The sequence below is a fragment of the Pseudomonas iridis genome (assembly GCF_017980685.1).
Classification (GTDB): domain Bacteria; phylum Pseudomonadota; class Gammaproteobacteria; order Pseudomonadales; family Pseudomonadaceae; genus Aquipseudomonas; species Aquipseudomonas iridis.
In genome coordinates this window covers 21,079-41,068 of the sequence record NZ_JACXXO010000016.1, presented here as the reverse complement: position 1 = coordinate 41,068, position 19,990 = coordinate 21,079, and the positions used below count along the sequence as shown (strand labels likewise).

Annotated in this window: 20 protein-coding genes; 7 read left to right on the top strand and 13 right to left on the bottom strand. The window is 57.9% G+C overall.

Annotated elements, in window-relative coordinates; all coding sequences use genetic code 11:
- Positions 1-50 precede the first annotated feature (50 nt).
- Positions 51-1,589 carry a murein biosynthesis integral membrane protein MurJ gene (murJ, locus tag IEQ42_RS21780; protein WP_210705153.1) on the bottom strand — a complete coding sequence of 513 codons (1,539 nt, stop codon included), beginning with the start codon at positions 1,587-1,589 and terminating at the stop codon, positions 51-53.
- Between the two features lie 252 nt (positions 1,590-1,841).
- Here murJ and rpsT point away from each other — a divergent pair, with 252 nt between their 5' ends.
- Positions 1,842-2,114 (top strand): 30S ribosomal protein S20, encoded by a 273-nt coding sequence (gene rpsT, locus IEQ42_RS21775; RefSeq protein WP_003228351.1) that lies wholly within the window; start codon positions 1,842-1,844, stop codon positions 2,112-2,114.
- 127 nt (positions 2,115-2,241) lie between these two features.
- Here rpsT and IEQ42_RS21770 read toward each other — a convergent pair whose 3' ends face one another.
- The 7 genes from IEQ42_RS21770 to rplU form a co-directional block, all read right to left on the bottom strand.
- Positions 2,242-4,080 carry a toxin-antitoxin system YwqK family antitoxin gene (locus IEQ42_RS21770; RefSeq protein WP_210705151.1) on the bottom strand — a complete coding sequence of 613 codons (1,839 nt, stop codon included), beginning with the start codon at positions 4,078-4,080 and terminating at the stop codon, positions 2,242-2,244.
- Between the two features lie 22 nt (positions 4,081-4,102).
- Positions 4,103-4,279 (bottom strand): hypothetical protein, encoded by a 177-nt coding sequence (locus IEQ42_RS21765; RefSeq protein WP_210705150.1) that lies wholly within the window; start codon positions 4,277-4,279, stop codon positions 4,103-4,105.
- Positions 4,280-4,409: 130 nt separating this feature from the next.
- A complete protein-coding gene (locus IEQ42_RS21760) occupies positions 4,410-4,877 on the bottom strand; it encodes a CreA family protein (RefSeq protein ID WP_210705149.1) in 468 nt (155 codons plus the stop codon).
- Between the two features lie 10 nt (positions 4,878-4,887).
- Positions 4,888-6,006, bottom strand: a complete 1,119-nt coding sequence (gene proB, locus IEQ42_RS21755; protein WP_210705148.1) for a glutamate 5-kinase — start codon at positions 6,004-6,006, stop codon at positions 4,888-4,890.
- A 123-nt stretch (positions 6,007-6,129) separates the two neighbouring features.
- A complete protein-coding gene (gene cgtA / locus IEQ42_RS21750; protein ID WP_115146542.1) occupies positions 6,130-7,353 on the bottom strand; it encodes an Obg family GTPase CgtA in 1,224 nt (407 codons plus the stop codon).
- 193 nt (positions 7,354-7,546) lie between these two features.
- The gene (gene rpmA, locus IEQ42_RS21745; RefSeq protein ID WP_003176049.1) at positions 7,547-7,804 is read right to left on the bottom strand and encodes a 50S ribosomal protein L27; all 258 of its coding nucleotides are present in this window, start codon (positions 7,802-7,804) and stop codon (positions 7,547-7,549) included.
- A 35-nt stretch (positions 7,805-7,839) separates the two neighbouring features.
- Positions 7,840-8,154: a 50S ribosomal protein L21 gene (gene rplU / locus IEQ42_RS21740; protein WP_003176051.1), complete on the bottom strand. Its 315-nt coding sequence runs from the start codon at positions 8,152-8,154 to the stop codon at positions 7,840-7,842.
- 240 nt (positions 8,155-8,394) lie between these two features.
- On the opposite strand from rplU, the gene IEQ42_RS21735 reads away from it, so the two are divergent.
- The 3 genes from IEQ42_RS21735 to IEQ42_RS21725 all read left to right on the top strand — a co-directional run bounded on the left by IEQ42_RS21735 (position 8,395) and on the right by IEQ42_RS21725 (position 10,313).
- Positions 8,395-9,363: a polyprenyl synthetase family protein gene (locus IEQ42_RS21735; RefSeq protein ID WP_007909817.1), complete on the top strand. Its 969-nt coding sequence runs from the start codon at positions 8,395-8,397 to the stop codon at positions 9,361-9,363.
- Positions 9,364-9,507: 144 nt separating this feature from the next.
- A complete protein-coding gene (locus tag IEQ42_RS21730; protein ID WP_210705147.1) occupies positions 9,508-9,849 on the top strand; it encodes a zinc ribbon domain-containing protein YjdM in 342 nt (113 codons plus the stop codon).
- 206 nt (positions 9,850-10,055) lie between these two features.
- Positions 10,056-10,313: a PA4570 family protein gene (locus IEQ42_RS21725; protein WP_042561152.1), complete on the top strand. Its 258-nt coding sequence runs from the start codon at positions 10,056-10,058 to the stop codon at positions 10,311-10,313.
- A 137-nt stretch (positions 10,314-10,450) separates the two neighbouring features.
- Here the strand turns inward: IEQ42_RS21725 and IEQ42_RS21720 are convergent, their stop codons facing one another.
- From IEQ42_RS21720 to IEQ42_RS21710, 3 genes are all read right to left on the bottom strand, one after another.
- Positions 10,451-11,068 carry a BamJ family beta-barrel-assembly machinery protein gene (locus tag IEQ42_RS21720; RefSeq protein WP_150595305.1) on the bottom strand — a complete coding sequence of 206 codons (618 nt, stop codon included), beginning with the start codon at positions 11,066-11,068 and terminating at the stop codon, positions 10,451-10,453.
- Positions 11,069-11,191: 123 nt separating this feature from the next.
- Positions 11,192-11,497, bottom strand: a complete 306-nt coding sequence (locus IEQ42_RS21715; protein ID WP_210705146.1) for a DUF6482 family protein — start codon at positions 11,495-11,497, stop codon at positions 11,192-11,194.
- 132 nt (positions 11,498-11,629) lie between these two features.
- Positions 11,630-12,118 (bottom strand): TIGR00645 family protein, encoded by a 489-nt coding sequence (locus IEQ42_RS21710; RefSeq protein ID WP_042561155.1) that lies wholly within the window; start codon positions 12,116-12,118, stop codon positions 11,630-11,632.
- A 163-nt stretch (positions 12,119-12,281) separates the two neighbouring features.
- Between IEQ42_RS21710 and IEQ42_RS21705 the strand changes: the two genes are divergently transcribed.
- Entirely contained in the window at positions 12,282-14,111 is a 1,830-nt protein-coding gene (locus IEQ42_RS21705; RefSeq protein WP_210705145.1) for a hypothetical protein, read from the top strand.
- On the opposite strand, the gene IEQ42_RS21700 is transcribed toward IEQ42_RS21705, so the two are convergent.
- Positions 14,108-14,428: a PA4575 family protein gene (locus IEQ42_RS21700; RefSeq protein ID WP_042561157.1), complete on the bottom strand. Its 321-nt coding sequence runs from the start codon at positions 14,426-14,428 to the stop codon at positions 14,108-14,110. The two genes, IEQ42_RS21705 and IEQ42_RS21700, sit on opposite strands and share 4 nt — an antisense overlap.
- Positions 14,429-14,752: 324 nt before the next feature.
- Positions 14,753-17,191, bottom strand: coding sequence for a Lon protease family protein (locus tag IEQ42_RS21695; protein WP_210705144.1), 2,439 nt, complete (start codon positions 17,189-17,191; stop codon positions 14,753-14,755).
- A 277-nt stretch (positions 17,192-17,468) separates the two neighbouring features.
- On the opposite strand from IEQ42_RS21695, the gene IEQ42_RS21690 reads away from it, so the two are divergent.
- Complete coding sequence (locus tag IEQ42_RS21690; RefSeq protein ID WP_150595302.1) at positions 17,469-17,957, top strand: DUF3015 domain-containing protein; 489 nt, start codon at positions 17,469-17,471, stop codon at positions 17,955-17,957.
- Positions 17,958-18,053: 96 nt separating this feature from the next.
- Entirely contained in the window at positions 18,054-19,907 is a 1,854-nt protein-coding gene (locus tag IEQ42_RS21685) for an Lnb N-terminal periplasmic domain-containing protein (RefSeq protein ID WP_210705142.1), read from the top strand.
- The last annotated feature ends 83 nt before the right edge of the window (positions 19,908-19,990 follow it).

Here is a 19,990-nt window from a genome sequence, read left to right as displayed (position 1 = left end):
ATCGAGCCGACAAAACTGCCGGCCCGCGCCCATTCACAAAGGGTAAAACCTCAGCTCAAGGCCTTGCGATTGAAGTCGCGCAGACGGAAACCGAGCAGCAGCAACATACCGAAATACGCAACCACGCCCGCCGCCACCAATGCGCCCAGACGCAGGAAGCGCTCAAGCATGTGGCCTTGATCCCACGCCGGCATGAAATGCATGCCGATCAGCAACACCACCGACATCACCGCCACTGCCACGATCAGCTTGAAACCGAACTTGGCCCAACCCGGTTGCGGCTGGTACATCTGCTGTTTGCGCAACTGATAGAACAGCAGCCCGGCGTTGAGGCACGCACCGGCACTGATCGCCAGGGCCAGCCCGGCGTGGGCCAGCGGACCAATCAATACCAGATTGAACAACTGAGTACACACCAGCGTGAAGATTGCGATTTTTACCGGCGTACGGATGTTCTGTTGCGCATAGAAGCCCGGCGCGAGCACTTTGATCACGATAATCCCGAGCAGACCGACAGAATAGGCAATCAATGCTCGCTGAGTCATTTCGGCATCGAAGCCAGTGAACTGACCATACTGGAACAACGAAACGGTCAACGGCTCGGCGAGGATCCCCAGCGCCAAAGAGCACGGCAACACCAGCACAAAGCACAGGCGCAGGCCCCAGTCGAGAATCCGCGAATATTCGTGGCGATCCTTGCTGGCGTAGGTTTTGGCCAGCGTCGGCAGCAGAATCGTGCCCAATGCCACACCCAGCACACCGGATGGCAACTCCATCAAACGGTCGGCGTAATACATCCAGGACACTGAGCCGGCGACCAGAAACGAGGCGAATATAGTGTTGATGATCAGCGAAATCTGGCTGACCGATACGCCAAGGATCGCCGGCAGCATCTGTTTCATCACCCGCCACACGCCGGTATCACGCAGATTCAGGCGCGGCAGCACCAGCATGCCAATCTTTTTCAGGTGCGGCAGTTGAAACAGCAACTGCGCCAAACCACCGACCAATACCGCCCAGCCGAGCGCCATGACCGGTGGATCGAAGTACGGTGTGAGGAACAGCGAAAACACGATCATGCTGACGTTGAGCAAGGTCGGTACGAACGCAGGCACCGAGAAGCGGTTCCAGGTATTGAGGATCGCACCGGCCAGCGAGGACAGAGAGATCAGCAATATATAAGGGAACGTCACCCGCAAGAGGTCAGAGGTGAGCTGGAATTTTTCCGGGGTATCGGTGAACCCCGGGGCGGTGGCCCAGATGACCCATGGCGCGGCGATCATGCCCAGCGCAGTGACCAGCGCCAGCACCAGCGTCAGCAAACCCGACACATAGGCGATAAAGGTGCGGGTCGCTTCTTCGCCCTGCTGGCTTTTGTATTCCGCAAGAATGGGCACGAATGCTTGGGAAAAAGCCCCTTCGGCGAAGATCCGCCGCAGCAGATTAGGCAGTTTGAAGGCGATAAAAAAGGCATCTGTCGCCATTCCGGCGCCGAATATACGAGCAATCAGCGTATCGCGAACAAACCCGAGAACCCGGGAAATCATCGTGATAGAGCTGACGGCGGCCAACGATTTGAGCAGATTCATTGAAGGAGTTTGTGCCTGTCGATAAACAGCAGGCGAATAAAGCGCCTACTTGTGCGATACTCCGCGCCGCAGCAGCACAGAGCCAAAGCTCGCGAGTTTACAGGTCAAGCGCCGGAAATAAATATCCCGCCTCTTTATACCTACCACTTAGCGGAACGATTCAAGTGCCCTTGACAAGACTTCTCTTCATCGGCATGATTCGCGGCCTATTTTGTTTGCTATTTCCTAAAAAGTCTTTCGAGGAGCTCGACGGTGGCCAACTCACCTTCCGCCAAAAAACGTGCAAAACAGGCTGAGAAGCGTCGCAGCCACAACGCCAGCCTGCGTTCCATGGTTCGTACCTACATCAAGAATGTAGTTAAGGCCATCGACGCAAAAGACGCTGAAAAAGCTCAAGCTGCATACGTTCTGGCTGTGCCAGTTATCGACCGTATGGCCGATAAAGGCATCATCCACAAGAACAAGGCTGCTCGTCATAAGAGCCGTCTGAATGGCCACGTCAAGGCACTGAAAGAAGCTGCCTAAGCGACGTAGTCATTAGAAAACCGACCTTCGGGTCGGTTTTTTATTGCCTGCAATTTGGCGCCCCTCTCATCACAACCCCGCAAACAGGCACGCACCCGATCAAGGGTACGCACCCGACTCACCGAGTCTACTCACCAAAATTGAACATCACCGGCTTCGGTGGAGGACACCCCTCTGGCGGCGGAAAGTTCTGCACGCCCGACTCATCGTACCCGGTGTAACAGCCGACCAGCTCGCCACCCTTAAAGTTGAAGCGACGCTCAACGACGCCGGTCGAGTAGTAGCAGACCATTTCACCTTCACGCTTCGCATAGGAATAGTCTTTGTATTCCCGCCCCTCAACGGTGATCAGACGATATCCCTGCATGGGCTCGGAGCACTTCAATTGCCCATTGGGGTAGTAATCGTTGTGTATCACACGATCATCCGCACCCAACAGCAACTCCTCGACCTTTCGCCCCTCGTGAGACTCGTGACGCACACTTTGCCTGACCCCGAACAGGTAATCGGCCTCGAAGTAGGCAACCCCATCACCGCGAAAACTACGCTGCAGGCCACACGGCTTGATTCTTGTGTACTTGCCATCGACCACATGGCAGTAATTTCTGTCTGAAACCAACGCCCCAGCCTCATTAAACGACTGATCGTTGCCGATGGGCTCATCCGCCTCATAAATAGCCACTCGGTCTAAACGACCATTTGAGTGATAGGTACGAAAGGGCCCCTCTCTATTTCCATGAAGCCAGGTGATGTCAGACAGCAGTACCGAACCATCATGGGTATAGGTCAGCGCACGCCCCTTGATCTGCCCCGCCACGTAGGTCGCCGAATAGGTCAGTTTGCCGTTTGCAGCGTAGATTTCCCTCAAGCCGTCCAGCGCACCAGCCTTGTAGTGCTCAAGCAGTCGCAGCACACCCGCAGCATCAACCTCGCGCAACTCTCCATCCTTTTTACCCGCGACAAACGACAAGGTTTGAATGCGGCCTCCGCCCACCTTGAGAGTCCAGGCGCCCTCCCTGGCACCTGACACGTAACCGCCCTCACCCTCACCACTGAGCCAATGACCGCTCTGCCGACCATTCCGGTACTCGCCGCGCGAGACAACCTTACTTCCTCTGACTCGCTCTGTCGGACCGTCCAGAACATCGTGCTTATACGTATCGAACCCGGAAATATCTTCGTCTTTATCGTACGCAGTGATCGTCCAGCGCCCCTCACGCAAACCATCGACGAACAAACCCTCGGAAACACTATGGCGCTCGTTGACCTCCCAGGTGCCCTGCCTCAAACCATTCGCATAAGCTCCCGAGGCCTCGGAGGCCGCTGCATCAAACTCGATCCAGTCACCCGTCTTCTTGCCCCGAACCATCACGCCTCGCTCCAGCACACGATCACCCCACAACTTAACGAGAGGGCCGTCCTCCGAACCCACATATCGTTTCGGGTCAGACTCCCACGCAATTTGCGTTACACGAAAGGCCGGAGCGAGCTCACCCTCCTCCATCGGGGTGCGCTCGTAGGTCAGCGTCAACCAACGCCCTTCGCGCTGCAGAAAGGTTTTCTTGTAGGCGTCATAGACACCATCTTCTGACGGCTCACCGCCCTCCGAGGCCGGAACGCCACCAACACCGAATTCGCCCACTAACGTGCCAGCCGTGGGATCGAGTGCATCGAACTCGGGGATGCCAGTTGTCGCCATCTCATAACCGTAGTCATAGGGCAGCAACTTGTTCAGCTCGCTCACTACCCGTGCGGCATTGAGCTTCTTCTGATTGCTCGCAATACGATCAAGAACCGGCTGCAGACTGTTCAGCTTGCGATATTTGCCCGATCGCTCACTGAGTCGATAGCCATGGAGCCCATTTCGCCCACCCGCTCGGGACAGGACAATCAAGGTCTGTATATCGCTATCGAGACTGGCGTAGAACACTGACTCGATGCTCGAATCACCGAAATCGTCGAGCATCTGCGGCACCGCTGTCGGCGCATCACACATGCACGCATACCCCACAACGCCCGATGGCTCGCGAACAAACGCCAACGTCGCCACTCTCCTGAGACTGGATCACCGGGTGCGCCAATGACTTTCCGGCATAAAACGGTTCGGCCTGCACTTGCATGGACAGCGAGCAACACACCATCAGCGACATAAAAAAAGAACGCATACGAATCCCTTCGCGCCTGAAGCACATCAATTCAACAAGGAGAAACAAAAAGGCGAGCCGAACGGCTCGCCCTCAATCATTCAACCAATGGGCCTGGAAAACAAACTCGACCCTGTAATGGTTTCCAGCCTTATTGCTGAACCGGCACCCACGGCAAAATCGGAATGGCCGTCACCGCATTCTGCGGACTGCCCTCGATCACGCGATCGCTATAGACCAGATACACCAGCGTATTGCGTTTCTTGTCGAGGAAACGCACCACCTGCATGGTCTTGAACACCAACGATGTGCGCTCCCTGAACACCTCATCGCCGTCCTTCAGCTCGCCCCTGAACTTGATCGGACCGACCTGACGACAGGCAATCGAGGCTTCGGCACGATCTTCCGCCAACCCCAGACCACCCTTCACGCCGCCCGTTTTGGCACGCGACAGGTAGCAGGTCACACCTTCGACCTTGGGGTCGTCGAACGCCTCGACCACGATCCGGTCGTTCGGACCGACAAATTTGAACACCGTCGACACCTGACCGATTTCCTCGGCCGAGGCCAGCAATGGCAGCGCCATCAACAGACCCAACAATCCTTTTGCTACGCGCATTGAATTTTCCTTACACCAGAATCAGGTTGTCACGATGAACCAGTTCCGGCTCAGCCATGTAACCCAGCAAACCGACAATCGCATCCGACGACTGACCGATGATTTTTTGAGCTTCCAGCGCGCTGTAGTTGGCCAGGCCGCGGGCAATTTCACGACCGTCCGGCGCCACACAGACCACCATCTCACCGCGACGGAAACTGCCCTGCACCAGCTTGACGCCAACCGGCAGCAGGCTCTTGTTGCCTTGAGACAGCGCCGACACAGCACCATCATCCAGCACCAGCGTGCCACGGGTTTGCAGATGCCCTGCCAGCCATTGCTTGCGCGCCGCCAGCATGCCGCGCTCGGGCGACAGCAACGTACCGATGCGCTCGCCCGCTTTCAGCCGATCCAGCACACGCTCGAGACGACCACCCACAATGATGGTGTGCGCACCGGAACGCGCCGCCAGCCGTGCTGCGCGCAACTTGGTTTGCATGCCGCCGCGCCCCAGCGCCCCACCGGTGCCACCCGCCACCGCATCCAGGCTCGGATCATCGGCGCGCGCTTCATAAATCAGCTGCGCCTCTGGATTGTTGCGCGGATCGGCATCGAACATACCGTCGCGATCGGTCAGGATCACCAGCAGATCAGCCTCAACCAGGTTGGCCACCAACGCCGCCAGCGTGTCGTTGTCGCCAAAACGAATTTCGTCGGTCACCACCGTGTCGTTTTCGTTGATCACCGGGATGACTTTCAGCTCGACCAGCGCTCGCAGGGTGCTGCGGGCATTCAGGTAGCGCTTGCGATCGGACAGGTCGTCGTGAGTCAGGAGAATCTGCGCGGTGTGCCGGCCATGCTCGGCGAAGCTTGATTCCCAAGCCTGCACCAGACCCATCTGACCGATAGCGGCGGCAGCCTGAAGCTCGTGCATCGCACTGGGTCGTACGGTCCAGCCCAAGCGACTCATGCCGGCCGCTACCGCTCCGGAGGACACCAGCACCAACTCGACGCCAGCCTCATGCAAGGCCACCATCTGCTCGACCCAGACACTCATTGCCGCACGATCCAGCCCTTTGCCATCAGCCGTCAGCAAAGCGCTGCCGATCTTCACGACCCAACGCTGCGCACCTGTCACCTTGCTCCGCATCATCTTCAACCTTAGCTTGAGGGCAGCGCGACCCAGCGCCGCCCATGACGTTATTTGTGACTTGCGATTTCCAGATACTAAAACGCCGCTCGATTGAGCGGCGTTCAAGTTTACTGCAACGAATCAGTCACGCACGTAAATGATTTCCGGACCGTCTTCGTCATCCACATCTTCTTCGTCCCAATCATCGTCGCCGATGTCGTGGACCGACTTCACGCCACTGCGACGCAGGGCACGCTTGTCATCCAGCGCCTGCAGTTGCGCACGCGCTTCGTCTTCGATGCGCTGATCGAGATCAGCCAGCTCTTCCTTGTAGGCAGGGTCGTTGGCCAGGCGGTCGGCACGATCTTCCATGTAACGCATGATGTCGTGGCACAGACGCTCGGTACCCAGCTTGGAGATGGCCGAGATCACGTAGACCGGACCAGTCCACTCCAGGCGATCAACGATCTCCTTGACGCGCTCCTCGTGCTCTTCTTCAAGGATCTGGTCGCACTTGTTCAGCACCAGCCAGCGATCGCGCTCAGCCAGGGACGGGCTGAACTTGATGAGCTCATTGACGATTACTTCAGCGGCATCCGGCGCGCTGGCGTCATCCAGCGGCGCCATATCGACGAGGTGCAGCAGCAGACGCGTACGCGCCAGGTGCTTGAGGAAGCGGATACCCAGGCCGGCGCCATCGGAAGCACCTTCGATCAGGCCCGGAATATCGGCAACGACGAAGCTCTTCCAGCGATCGACGCTGACCACGCCCAGGTTTGGCACCAGCGTGGTGAACGGGTAATCGGCAACTTTCGGCTTGGCTGCCGAGACCGAACGGATAAAGGTACTTTTACCGGCGTTCGGCAAGCCCAGCAGACCTACGTCGGCGAGCACTTTCATTTCCAGTTTCAGGTCGCGCTGCTCACCCGGTTTACCCGGAGTGGTCTGGCGCGGCGCACGGTTGGTACTGGATTTGAAACGGGTGTTACCCAGACCGTGCCAACCGCCCTGCACGACCATCAGTTTCTGACCAGCCTTGGTCAGGTCACCGATGACTTCCTGAGTAGCGGAGTCGATCACGGTGGTGCCGACTGGAACGCGCAGGATCAGGTCTTCACCTTTTTTACCGGTGCAGTCGGTGCTGCCGCCGTTGGAACCACGCTCGGCATCGAAGTGCCGGGTGTAACGGTAGTCGACCAGTGTGTTGAGGTTTTCGTCGGCCATCATGTAGATGGAACCGCCGTCACCACCATCACCACCGTTCGGGCCACCGTTCTCGATGAATTTTTCCCGACGGAAACTCATGGCGCCATTGCCGCCATCACCAGCTTTTACTCGAATCGATACTTCATCAACAAACTTCATAACCAACGCCTCTCGCCATACGGACGAGCCGAAAAACAATCAAGACATAAGACTCTTGCAAAAATGAGCGCAGCGACCCCAAAACACGACCTGTATCGCACGCCGACAGCCCATACAAACAGTTTTGCAAGAGACTCACCCCACAAACGAAAAAGCCCCGTCGCAAGACAGGGCTCTTCCAGCGATCTCGCGATTAAGCCGCGACAACGCTCACGTAACGGCGGTTGAACGCGCCTTTTACTTCAAACTTGATCACGCCTTCGATTTTCGCGAAGAGGGTGTGATCTTTACCCATGCCAACGCCGTAACCAGCGTGGAATTGGGTGCCGCGCTGACGCACGATGATGTTGCCCGGAATGATCTTCTGGCCGCCATACATCTTCACGCCAAGGCGTTTGGCTTCTGAGTCGCGACCGTTACGGGTACTACCACCAGCTTTTTTGTGTGCCATGAGTTCAATTCTCCTAGTGAGGAATTAGGCTGAAATTAAGCCTGAATACCGGTGATTTTGATCTCGGTGTACCACTGGCGGTGGCCCATACGCTTCATGTGGTGCTTACGACGACGGAACTTGATGATGCGGACTTTATCGTGACGACCTTGGGAGATCACTTCAGCCACAACAGTAGCGCCAGCAACAACTGGAGCGCCGATGTTTACGTCGTCGCCATTGGCAACCAACAGAACGCGATCAAAGGTAACGGATTCGCCGGTAGCGATTTCCAGTTTTTCGATCTTCAGGTATTCACCTGGGGCGACTTTGTACTGCTTGCCGCCAGTAACGATTACTGCATAAGACATGGTGTTTCTCCGATAATCCTGCTCACCCAGCTCTTTATAAGAAGAGGTATTGGCTGGCATGGCTGCATGGGGCTGGAAGGCCCGCTAGCAATTGCGTAAGGCAGGTGCTGCCCAGGAAGTTCAGGGTGCGCGATTGTACGCAAGCTATCGCAGGCTTGCAAGTAGCCGTCCATCGCGCCTTGACAGGTCTGGACGGGGGTCCTAGCATGCCGCGCAACCCTTCTGGAGCGACTCTCGCTGATGCAACCCCAAGCTTTCTACCGCGCGGTGGCGGACGATTTTAGCGCCGTCGACGGCATCATCAAGAAGCAGCTGACTTCCCGAGTGCCGCTGGTATCGAAAATCGGCGATTACATCACCTCGGCCGGCGGCAAACGCCTGCGTCCTTTATTAGTGTTGCTGTGTGGCAAGGCCCTGGGTCGCGAAGGCGATGACATGCGCCTGCTCGCCGCCACCATCGAATTCCTGCACACCGCGACGTTGCTGCATGACGACGTGGTCGACATGTCCGGCATGCGCCGTGGCCGTTCGACTGCCAACGCAATGTGGGGCAACGCACCAAGTGTGCTGGTGGGCGATTTCCTGTACTCGCGCTCGTTCGAAATGATGGTCGAACTGGGCTCGATGCCGGTGATGAAGATCCTCTCGCAGGCCACGCGCATCATCGCTGAAGGCGAAGTGCTGCAACTGTCCAAGGTCCGCGACGCGAGCACCACCGAAGAAACCTACATGGAAGTCATCCGCGGCAAGACCGCGATGCTCTTCGAAGCCTCGACCCACAGCGCCGCCGCGCTGGCCGGTGCGACCGCCGAGCAGAGCGAAGCCCTGCGCACCTTTGGCGATCATCTGGGCGTGGCATTCCAATTGGTCGACGATCTGCTCGACTACAAAGGCGACGCTGAAACCCTGGGCAAGAACGTCGGTGACGATCTGGCCGAAGGCAAGCCGACCCTGCCGCTGATCTACACCATGCGCGAAGGCACGCCTGAACAGGCTGCACTGGTGCGCCAGGCGATCCAGAAAGGCGGGATCGAAGACCTGGAAAGCATCCGCATCGCCGTGGAAGCTTCCGGTTCGCTTGAGTACACCGCGCAATTGGCCCGCGATTATGTGGCCCGTGCGATCAAGTGCCTCGAAGCGCTGCCGGCCAGTGAATACCGTGATGCACTGGTTGAATTGAGTGAGTTTGCGGTCGCCCGCACACACTGAAATCGCTAAAGAAAAATCAAAAAATCGCAGCTTTCGGCAGCTCCTACAGGGCTGTCGGAGCTGCGATTTTTTGCTTTTGGCGCCACCAGCGGAGAAACCCTATACAATGTGCGACTTTTAGCGATCCACTCTCAAGGAGCCCTAGTGAGCACGTTGCCACCCTGCCCGAAATGCAATTCCGAATACAGCTACGAAGACGGCACCCAACTGGTATGCCCGGAGTGCGCCCACGAGTGGTCTGCCAATGGCGAAGCGGAAGCTGCCTCCGATGACGCCGTGAAGAAAGATTCGGTCGGCAACCTCCTGCAGGACGGCGACACCATCACCGTGATCAAGGACCTCAAGGTCAAAGGCACGTCGCTGGTGGTCAAGGTCGGCACCAAGGTCAAGAACATCCGTCTGTGCGATGGCGACCACGACATCGACTGCAAGATCGACGGCATCGGCCCGATGAAGCTCAAATCCGAGTTCGTCAGAAAAGTCTGAACCTGCTGTCATCCATCCCACGCCCGCCGTGGGATGGAGCTTCACCCTCCCCAGCTCACTCGGTACATCCACGCAATAGCCAAGCGCCAGCCGTCTTGACCTTACGCAATCTTTACCCTGAAAAATCTGCAATCCGCCAATAGGCGCTTGCTATTTGATGAATAAGAATTATTCTCATTGAAACCCATTCAATGGAGATGAGAACCATGACTTATTTGATCGACGCCTGGCTGGATCGCCCACACCCCTACCTCAGAATCCTGCATCGGGAAACCGGGGAAGTCTGTGCGGTGCTTGAAGAGGAAGCCCTGCATGAGCTGCAGGATCAGGGTGATCTGGATGTGAACAGCCTGAACTCCAGCGAGCCGCTGGTGCTCAAGGAGCTGGTGCGCAATCTGTTCCTGTTCTGCTACGCCCGGGCCTTGCGCCCGACGAATGAACTGCATCACAAGATAGAACTATGAAAGTCACGGAAAAAACTGTGGGAGCGAACTTGCTCGCGAAGGCGTCAGTACATTCAAAAGAGATGCTGAATGAAATACCGCTTTCGCGAGCAGGCTCGCTCCCACATTGCTAACCCGTCACAAGGACAGGCCAGGTCTTACAGAACGTCCAGCAGCTCGACGTCGAATACCAGAACGCTGTGCGGCGGGATGCTGCCAACGCCTTGAGCGCCGTAAGCCAGTTCGCTCGGCACGTACAGACGCCATTTGCTGCCGGCATTCATCAGTTGCAGGGCTTCGGTCCAGCCGGCGATTACGCCGCCAACCGGGAATTCTGCTGGCTGGCCACGCTCGTAGGAGCTGTCGAACACAGTGCCGTCGATCAGGGTGCCGTGGTAGTGAGTACGCACTTGATCTTCACGGCTTGGCTTGGCGCCTTCGCCCTGAGTCAGCACTTCGAATTGCAGGCCGGACGCCAGAGTGGTGATGCCGTCACGCTTGGCGTTTTCAGCCAGGAATGCCAGGCCTTCGCCTGCTGCAGCTTCAGCCTTGGCAGCCGCTTCGGCTTGCATGATCTCGCGGATCACTTTGAAGCTGGCGGACATTTCTTCCTGACCCACACGGCTTTCCTTACCGGTGAAAGCGTCGGTCAGACCGGCCAGAATGGCGTCAAGGCTGACACCCGGTGGCGGGTTGTCGCGCAGCTGGTCACCCAGCTGACGGCCGATACCGTAGCTGACGCGAGTTTCGTCGGTGGACAGATTTACTTCGGACATGACACTGCTCCGCTGTGCGGACGACCAACAGACGTGCCGTGCGTACACAGCGCGTCCCGGCGCGCCCGGAACCAAAAGGGCGAGCAGACTAGCACAGATGCCTTGGCGTTTGGGGCGCCGGGTCTACAGTACGGAACGCCAGGCGAGCGGCACTTTCAGACTTTCCTCGCCACTGGCGCCGAGGCCACACATTTCATCATGTACCGAGGTGTGTACGAGGTTGAATGGCAGCACCGGGAAGCTATGCAGCACATCCCGGGCATGTTCGACCGAGCGTAGCGTCAACATCTGCCCTTGAGGATTGCTGAGCGGATACGCCGCTCCACGCATACGCGCTTCGAGCAGGTAGATGCCACCTTCCATGGAGATCAGGTTCAGCTCATCGACCTTGCCGGCGATGGCATACGCGTTCAACTCTTGCAGGTTCATGAACACACCTCACGCAGTGGCTGGCCATTAGGTCTACAGGGATATGCCCGCGGGCAAAAAAGCACAAGCCACAAACGACACCGCCCGTCTGTTTCGCAACAGACGGGCGGTTTTGCAGCACTCCAGGGATGATCAGTGCTTGGTGAGCTTATCCAGATAACCCATGGCAAATGCCGAAATCACAAACGTCATGTGGATGATCACGTACCACATCAGGTGCTCGGGATCGACGTTCTTGGCATCCATGAAAATGCGCAGCAAGTGGATCGAGGAAATCGCCACGATCGAGGCTGCCACTTTCATCTTCAGCGACGAGGAGTCCATGGTGCCCAGCCAGCTGAGCTTCTCTTTGCCCTCGTCGATGTCCAGTTGCGAGACGAAGTTCTCGTAGCCGGAAATCATCACCATCACCAGCAGGCCGCCGACCAGCGCCATGTCGATCAGCGACAGCAGGACCAGAATCAGATCCGACTCGGCCATCGAGAAGACGTTGGGGAGGATGTGGAAAACTTCCTGGAAAAATTTCAGTGCCAACGCCAGGAGCCCGAGAGACAGCCCGATATAGATCGGCGCCAGCAGCCAGCGCGTGGCATACATTGCATTTTCGATAAAGCGTTCCATTGAATCTCACACAAGGGGGGTTGTAATGGGGGGCGAGTATACCAGCCCGCTGTGACAGCCAGAAACCGCCTGAAAATCCGCTACCGGCGCACGTGTGCGGCATTTTTTTCTGCTAGTGTCCAAAACATTGACGGCCCAGCGAAAGCGGACAGGAAAAGTGGAAATGGATGTGCGATTGCCGATAACGATTGCCGGAATTTGCTTCACCCTGCTCCTTGGCGGCTGCTCGCAAAGTGACGAAAAGCGCACCGTCAGCCTTGAAGAAAAAACCGCAAAATTCGAACAGTCACTGGACGTCATCACCGATCCGAAGCTCAAGGACGCTGTCACCGAACTCGGCGGTTCGCTGCTGTTGCTCGAACGCGCACAGCTCAAGCTCGACAGCAATCCGGCACAAACCGAATACGGCGAAGACGCCCTCGGCGTGCTCAAGCACTACCCTAACCCGCAAGCGCTGGTTGATACGTTCATCAAGGGGCTGTTCGTGCTGCACAAAGATGCCAGCTCCGATTACCTCACCGATCTGCAACCGGTTTTTCCTTTCAACCTGAACATCCCCGGTGGTTTCCTGTTCCCGCATGGCGTGGAATGGCAGTCGGTAACGTTGAGCAACAAGCGCGTCATTGCTTATCAGCCGGAATGGTCGGAAACCGATCCGGGCATCCAGCTCAGCCCGTCCAGCTCCAACGTTACCAATCCCGATGACCTGACCGTGACCTACCCGTTCATCGATGGTCTTGGAGTGGACAAAAAGACCTTGCCGCAACCGGTGAGCCTGCAAGGCCAGGTCGAAGTTATCGCGCCGCGCCGCTTGTACAGTTTCGACTTGACGCAGAAAGATGTCGGTCAGACCCGCACCAACGACAATCTCAGCGTCAAACTGCTCAAGCTTGAAAAGAACTACGCCGAAGTCGAATTCAGCAACAACCTGCCGCTGGCCCCGGAAGTCGCGGACGCCCAGCTCAATCCGCTGATCGTTCAAGCGCGTGATGGCACTGGTCAATACCTGGTGCGTGCCGGTTCGATCAACGAAAGTCCGGAGCAGGTTTCCTTCTACCAAAAGCAACTGACGCACCTGCAACAGCAAAAAAACTGGAGCGACGCGCTGGAAAAGCAGCTCAGTGCCGACCAACTGGCGTTCGAGCAACAACACCCGCGCCGCTACAACAAGGTCTACTTCAATGGCCCGATCGAGACGCTGGAAGTCAGCCTGCTGGATTTTTCCTCGGTAACCGTGACACGCAAAGCACTGGATCTGCCAATTCGTACCTTCAGCCCACACACTGTGGAAAAAACCATCCAGCCATTGGACTTGCCGATTGTGGTGTATGACGATCTGGCCGCGAACTGGCTCAAAGGCGCGAGCCTGACCGAGGATCAGTTGAAGGCAGGCGTGCGTATTCAGCAATCGGTGGAGGACTCGAGCGCTGCGCGCATCGAGTTTTCTCACCGCCGCACCTTCAACGACGAACTGCTCGGGGACGACTTCAGCCCCGGGGTCAGCCCGGTGACATTCTTCACCGAGAAGCGCAGCGGCAAACTCGATGAACCGATCGAGCTACCACCCGAGGCTTATCAGGTCGATCCACTGCAAGCGACGATCACCTACGATTTGAACCTGTTCCCGGATACGCCGGCGATTGCCGTCGGCTCAATGCCGCTGTTTCTAGCCTCGGTCGAGAAAAAAACCTACGACGCCAGGTCTTTGCCCAAAGGTCTGGAGATCAGGAACAACACGCTGGTGGTGGACTTGAAGCTATTCCCTGCCGATGAATGGCGGTTCTTCGTCAAGGACGACAGCGGCAAATACCTCAAGCAGATTCTCTCGGTCAGCCACGATGCGAGCGCAGAAGGCCCGGCGCTGTTTGGCGTGCACTACTTCTATGGCCGTCCTACCCACGTGGAAACCTATCAGCGAACCAACCTCGCCACCGTGCAATACGGCTTTGAGGTCAAGCTCGACAAGGCGCAGATGCCTGACACCGCGCCCTAACCGTTGAGGCTACGACCACGCCCGCCGTTGATCTGCCGAAGCTGGGCCTGCAGGTGCAGGCTCCAGATCTGCGGGTCGTCGGCCAGTTCATAGCCGTGCAACGTCAGACTTTCAACGATGGTGTCGAGAATCGACTCGGCGGCAATCGGGCCGTGGAACGGACCTTGAGCTTTGATGGCGGAAGGTTGTTCGCCGGCCATGCCGGCAGCGAAGAGCAGCGTCCACATGCCGTTATCGCCGGCCAACGGTTTGATGGCACATTCGATACGGGTCACGAGACCCAGACATTGACGGGTGAGGCAGAGGTTGCGCGACATGGCGGCGACCCTCGGTGAAGCCGGTATTCAGCCCTCTCGGGAGGACTGGCTCGATCCAGTGATACTGTCGATATCCTTGAGCTGAGAATAGAAGAAAAGTCCGCCGCGCAAGCCATATGAAACCAGAATGCGCCGAATGGTCATTGTGTGAATATTGGCGTCAGAGTGATGGCACTTTTCACGAAGATCAGCGCAACAATCAATCTGGAAAAACACTGTGGGAGCGAGCCCGCTCGCGAACGCGAAGTGTCAGGCAACTTAATCGTCGTCTGATACAGCGCTTTCGCGAGCAGGCGCGCTCCCACAGATTTACTGCATGAAGGCTCAGGCAGGTTTGGCTTCTATCAATGCCTCCTGCGCCAATTCCTTCTCGGCTTCCTTGAGATCGTCTTCGCTGATCATCTCGGCAATATCGCGCAGGCGTTCCACTACTCGCGCATTGATGCTGCCCTCAGGGAATTCACCATCGGCGTTCGGCTCACCGGCCGGTTCACCGACCAGCAGGCTCAACGCTTCGTCGGCCTGACGCACCGCGTACACGTGGAATTGCCCTGCGCGCACTGCCGCCAGCACTTTCTCATCGAGCATCAACGTAGCGACGTTGGCCTGCGGAATGATCGCACCTTGCTCGCCGGTCAGGCCGCGCGCTTCGCAGAGGCGGAAGAAGCCTTCGATCTTCTCGTTGACCCCGCCCACCGCCTGCACTTCACCGAACTGGTTGATCGAACCGGTGATCGCGAAGCATTGCTTGAGCGGGGTTTTCGACAACGCCGAAATCAGCGTGCACGCCTCGCCCAGCGACGCACTGTCGCCATCGACGTAACCATAGGATTGCTCCAGTGCGATGCTCGCGGAAATCGCCAGCGGGAATTCCTGGGCGTAACGGCTGCCCAGATATCCGGTGAGGATCATCACGCCTTTGGAGTGGATCGGCTGGCCAAGGTTGACCTCACGCTCGATGTCGACGATACCGCTGCCGCCCGGGTACACCGTGGCGGAAATCCGCGCCGGCACACCGAATGCCGAGTCACCGACTTCAAGCACGGTCAGCCCGTTGCACTTGCCGACCGCCGCGCCATCGGTGTCGATCAGGATGATCCCGGCGAGCATGTCATCGAGAATCCGCGCCGACACGCGCCCGGTGCGGGTGGCCTTGGCTTTCAGGGCGCGCTCGATGTGACCGGCATCGGTCATTTCATCACCGGCCAGATGCCGGATGAAATCCGCCTCGCTGACCAGTTGGAACAGATCACCGATGCGCGCCGACAAACGTCCCTGGTGTTCGGCCAGACGTGCGCTGTAAGTTGCCAGACGCGCGACCGCATCGGCCGTCAGCGGCGCCATGCCTTCTTCCGAAGTACGGGTTTTCAGGAGCTGGGCAAATTGCTCCAGGCTTTCGTCGACCATCGGAATGTCTTCATCGAAGTCGACCAGAACGCGGAACATCTCCTGGAAGTCCGGATCAAGGTCCTGCAGCGTGTAGTACAGCGACCGCGCGCCGATGATGATGACTTTGACCTGCAACGGGATGTGCTGCGGGTTGAGGGTCACGGTGGCGAAGCGGCCCATCTCGCCCAGCGGCGATTCCATTTTCAGCTTGCGCGATTGCAGGGCGCGTTTGAGCGCATCCCACACGAACGGCTCGCTGAGCATTTTTTCCGCTTCAAGAATCAGGAAACCACCGTTGGCGCGGTGCAAGGCACCCGGACGCAACTGGCGATAGGTGGTGTAAAGCGCGCCTTGATCAGTGGTGTATTCGATGCGACCGAACAGGTTTTCGTAGGTCGGGTGTGGCTCGAAAACCACGGGGGCGCCACCGCTGACCGGATGACCGACCACCAGACTCGGCGCGTATTGTTCTTCCAGCAGCTTGCGGGCGACGGCGTCGGTCTTGCTGTCGTCGACCAGTTGCTCGACCACGGTTTTCAGCAGGTACACCTGCATCGCTTGCAGGTAACCGCAGACCGCTGCGTTCTCCGCGTACTTCTCGGACAACGGCGCCAGCAGTGGCTGCAAGGCCAGGGTGATGGTTTCTTCATTGAGCGAACGCAGCTGATTGTTCGACTCGCGCTTCCACTGCGGCAGGCTGGCGAGTTCTTCGTTCAGGCGTTCTTCGAGACCGGAAATGTCTTCGTGAAAACGCTCGCGATCGGCTTCCGGCAACTGGGCGAATTCAGCTTCATCCAGCGCCTTGCCGTCGAGCATCGGTGTGAAGGCGATGTTGCTGCTGTCGCGATACAGGGCAACGTCTTTTTCCAGGGCCAGACGCTCAATGATGTCGAGGGCCTTGTCGTAGCGCTGGTTGAAGGCGCGGTCGATGGCGCTTTTCTTTTGCTGATAGGACGGGTGTTCGAAGACCGCCGGAAAAGTCGCCAGCAGGTTGTCGATCAAGCCGTTGATGTCACCGATGAACGCGCCGGCCGTGCCCGATGGCAACTCCAGTGCGCGCGGTTCGCGCGGTTCATCGAAATTATTCACATAGACCCAGTCCGCCGGGGTCTGCAGGCGCTTGCCTTCGGCTTTCAGGTAGCGTTTGACGAACGAGAAGCGACCGGTACCGGGCTCGCCCATGACAAAGACGTTGTAACCGGGGCGTGGCATGGCCACACCGAACTGCAAGGCTTCGACCGCACGTTCCTGGCCGAGCACACCGCGAAAGGGCTCCAGATCATTGGTGGTAGTGAAGCTGAACTGTTCAGCGGAAAACGGACGGGTCAGCGCTTCGGGCGCTAGACGCAAGCTGGCAGCAACAGGATCAGGCATCGGGCTTCCTTAACAATCAGGCGGGGCAGATAGCGGCATTCTGGCGCTGCCCGTACCCCACTGGCAAGGCGCGCCATGTGACAAAGCATAGACAAACGCCCGGCCCGTGACCCGCCCCCTTGAAACAGGGGGTTATTCCAAATATTTTGCAAAAACTCACGGAACCCCAGGAACGTGCCTAAACTCCAAACTGCGCGGCTGGAACTAATACCGGCCCACTGGCACCGTCAGGCGCCAGAACCCTGTCCATTGGTATGCACATAAAGAGAACAAAGCTATGAAACGGATTCTTCTCGGTACTCTCTTCACCGCTGTATCCATCAACGCAATGGCGCAAGCTCCAGGCGGCCCGGATTGCGGTTGGGGCAACATGCTGTTCGAAGGTCAGCGTGGCACCCCGGCTCACTTCCTGGCATCCACCACCAACGGCACTTCCGGTAACGCCACGTTTGGTATGACCTCCGGCACCAACGGTTGCTCGACCAACGCGTCGCTGACCTATGGCGGCAAATCCTGGTTTGCCATGAATGGCATGATGAACGAGCTGTCTGAAGACATGGCCAAGGGCAACGGCGAAGCGCTGACGACCTACGCCGTGGTACTGGGCGTGGCGCCGGAAGACCGTGCGCACTTCGCTGCTGTGACTCACGAGCACTTCCAGCAGATCTTCAGCAAGGCTGACGTGACCGCTGAAGACGTGCATACCAACACCCTGTCCGTGCTGAAATCAGACGCACGTCTGGCCAAGTACGCAACGCAGGCTTAAGCTCGACCCTGCCCGCTTCCTTCGGGGAGCGGGTTTTTATTTTTTCGGCCCGTCCCTCCTTGGGCTTTTGTTTTTTTCCTGTTTAAGTTGCCGACTATGCTCAAACGCCTTGCCTGGCTGGCGCTCTGTGTCTGCGCCCCGCTGTCCGCCGCGCCAAACATCGATCCTCAACGTTTGCAGCAACTGGCCAATGACCGCTTCTGGATTTCCCTCGGTCATTACGAAACCGCCAAGCTTGGCGGCTGGCGCAGCTATGTCAGCGACAAGAAGTTCTTTCTCGCGCCCGATGGCAATGAACACCCCGACCGTGAGCTGGCCGCCACCGTGCAGGCGTTGTACGCCCCGGCCAGTCTCGGTGAGCAGCACGCGCAATGCGTTTATCCGGCCCGCACCCGTTGGTTGAAAACCCAGCTCAACCTGACCGACCTGCCGATGCCGGCGTGCGCCGAATACAAAAAGTGGTTCAAGGACGTCTCGCCGCACAGCGCGGTGATGATCTTCCCGGCAGCGTATCTCAACAGTCCGTCGTCGATGTTCGGCCACACCCTGCTGCGTATCGATCAGGCTGACGTGCAAAGCGACAAGACCTCGCTGCTCAGTTACGCGATCAACTTCGGCGCCTACATCGAAGGTTCGGACAACAGCATTCTTTACGCCTGGAAAGGCTTGATGGGCGGTTATCCGGGGCTGTTTGCGCTGGTGCCGTATCAGGAAAAACTCTCCGAATACCGCAGCCTGGAAAACCGCGACTTGTGGGAATACCGGCTCAACCTGACGCAAGAAGAAACCGCGCGCATGGTCGAGCACGTGTGGGAGTTGAAGCAGATCCAGTTCGACTATTTCTTCTTCGACGAAAACTGCTCGTACCGTCTGCTCGAACTGCTGCAAGTGGCCCGGCCGAGCCTGCGCCTGACCGAACAATTCCCGCTGACCGCAATCCCTACTGACACGGTCAAAGCCGTTAAAGAAGCGGGTCTGGTGGAAAGCATCGAATACCGCCCGTCCCGTGAACGCGAATTGCTCAGCCGCGCCGAACCGTTGACTGACGAAGAACAGCAATGGGTGCTGAAAGTCAGTGCCGAGCAGCAGGTGTTGCAGGAACCGGCCTTCAAGGCCCTGCCCCGCGCCCGGCAAGCGCTGATCATCGACGCCGCGTATCGGCTGGAGCGCTACCGCGCCAACGGTCAGGAACGTGATCCACAACGGGCGCAGCGCAGCTTTGAACTGCTGCGGGCGATCAACAAGAACCCGGCACCGGAGCTGGAAATTCCTCGTCCCGGTCTGCCGGAGGATGGCCACGAGTCGCGCACCTGGCAGGCCGGCCTCGGTACTCGCGGCGACCGTGCGTTCGCCGAGTATGGCTTGCGCATGGCGTATCACGACCTCAACGACAACGCCGAAAGTTTCCCGCTCGGCGCGCAAATTGAAATCCTGCAGATGAAGCTGCGCCAGTACGAAGGCAATCACTGGCAGTTCCAGCAACTGGATCTGGCGACCATTCGCTCACTGACGCCACGTAACGATCTGCTGCAGCCGCTGTCGTGGCAAGTCACGGGCGGACTTGAACGCGTGCCGGGCAAGCATGATGACGAAACCCTGGTCAGCCACGTCAATGGCGGCGGTGGCGGTACGTGGCAATTGGGTGAAGACGTGCTCGGTTTTGCCCTCGGCACGGTGCGCGTCGAACACAACAATGACTTCGCCGAGTTCGTCTCCCCCGCTGGCGGTTTCAATACCGGCGTGTTGTGGAAAAACCCGCTGGGCAATCTCAGCCTCGAAGCCAAGGGTGATTATTTCTTCAATGGCGAAGTGCGCCGTAGCCTGAGCCTGAATCAGCAGTGGGAGTTGTCACGCAATCTCGGCCTGCGCCTGAGTGCACAGCGTGAGTTCAGTCATTTGGCAACGCCTGAAACCGAAGTCATGCTTGAAGTGAAGTGGTATCACTACTGAACCTGTGGGAGCGGGCTTGCCCGCGATAGCGGACTCTCAGCCAACAGAGATGTTGAATGTGATGGCCTCATCGCGGGCAAGCC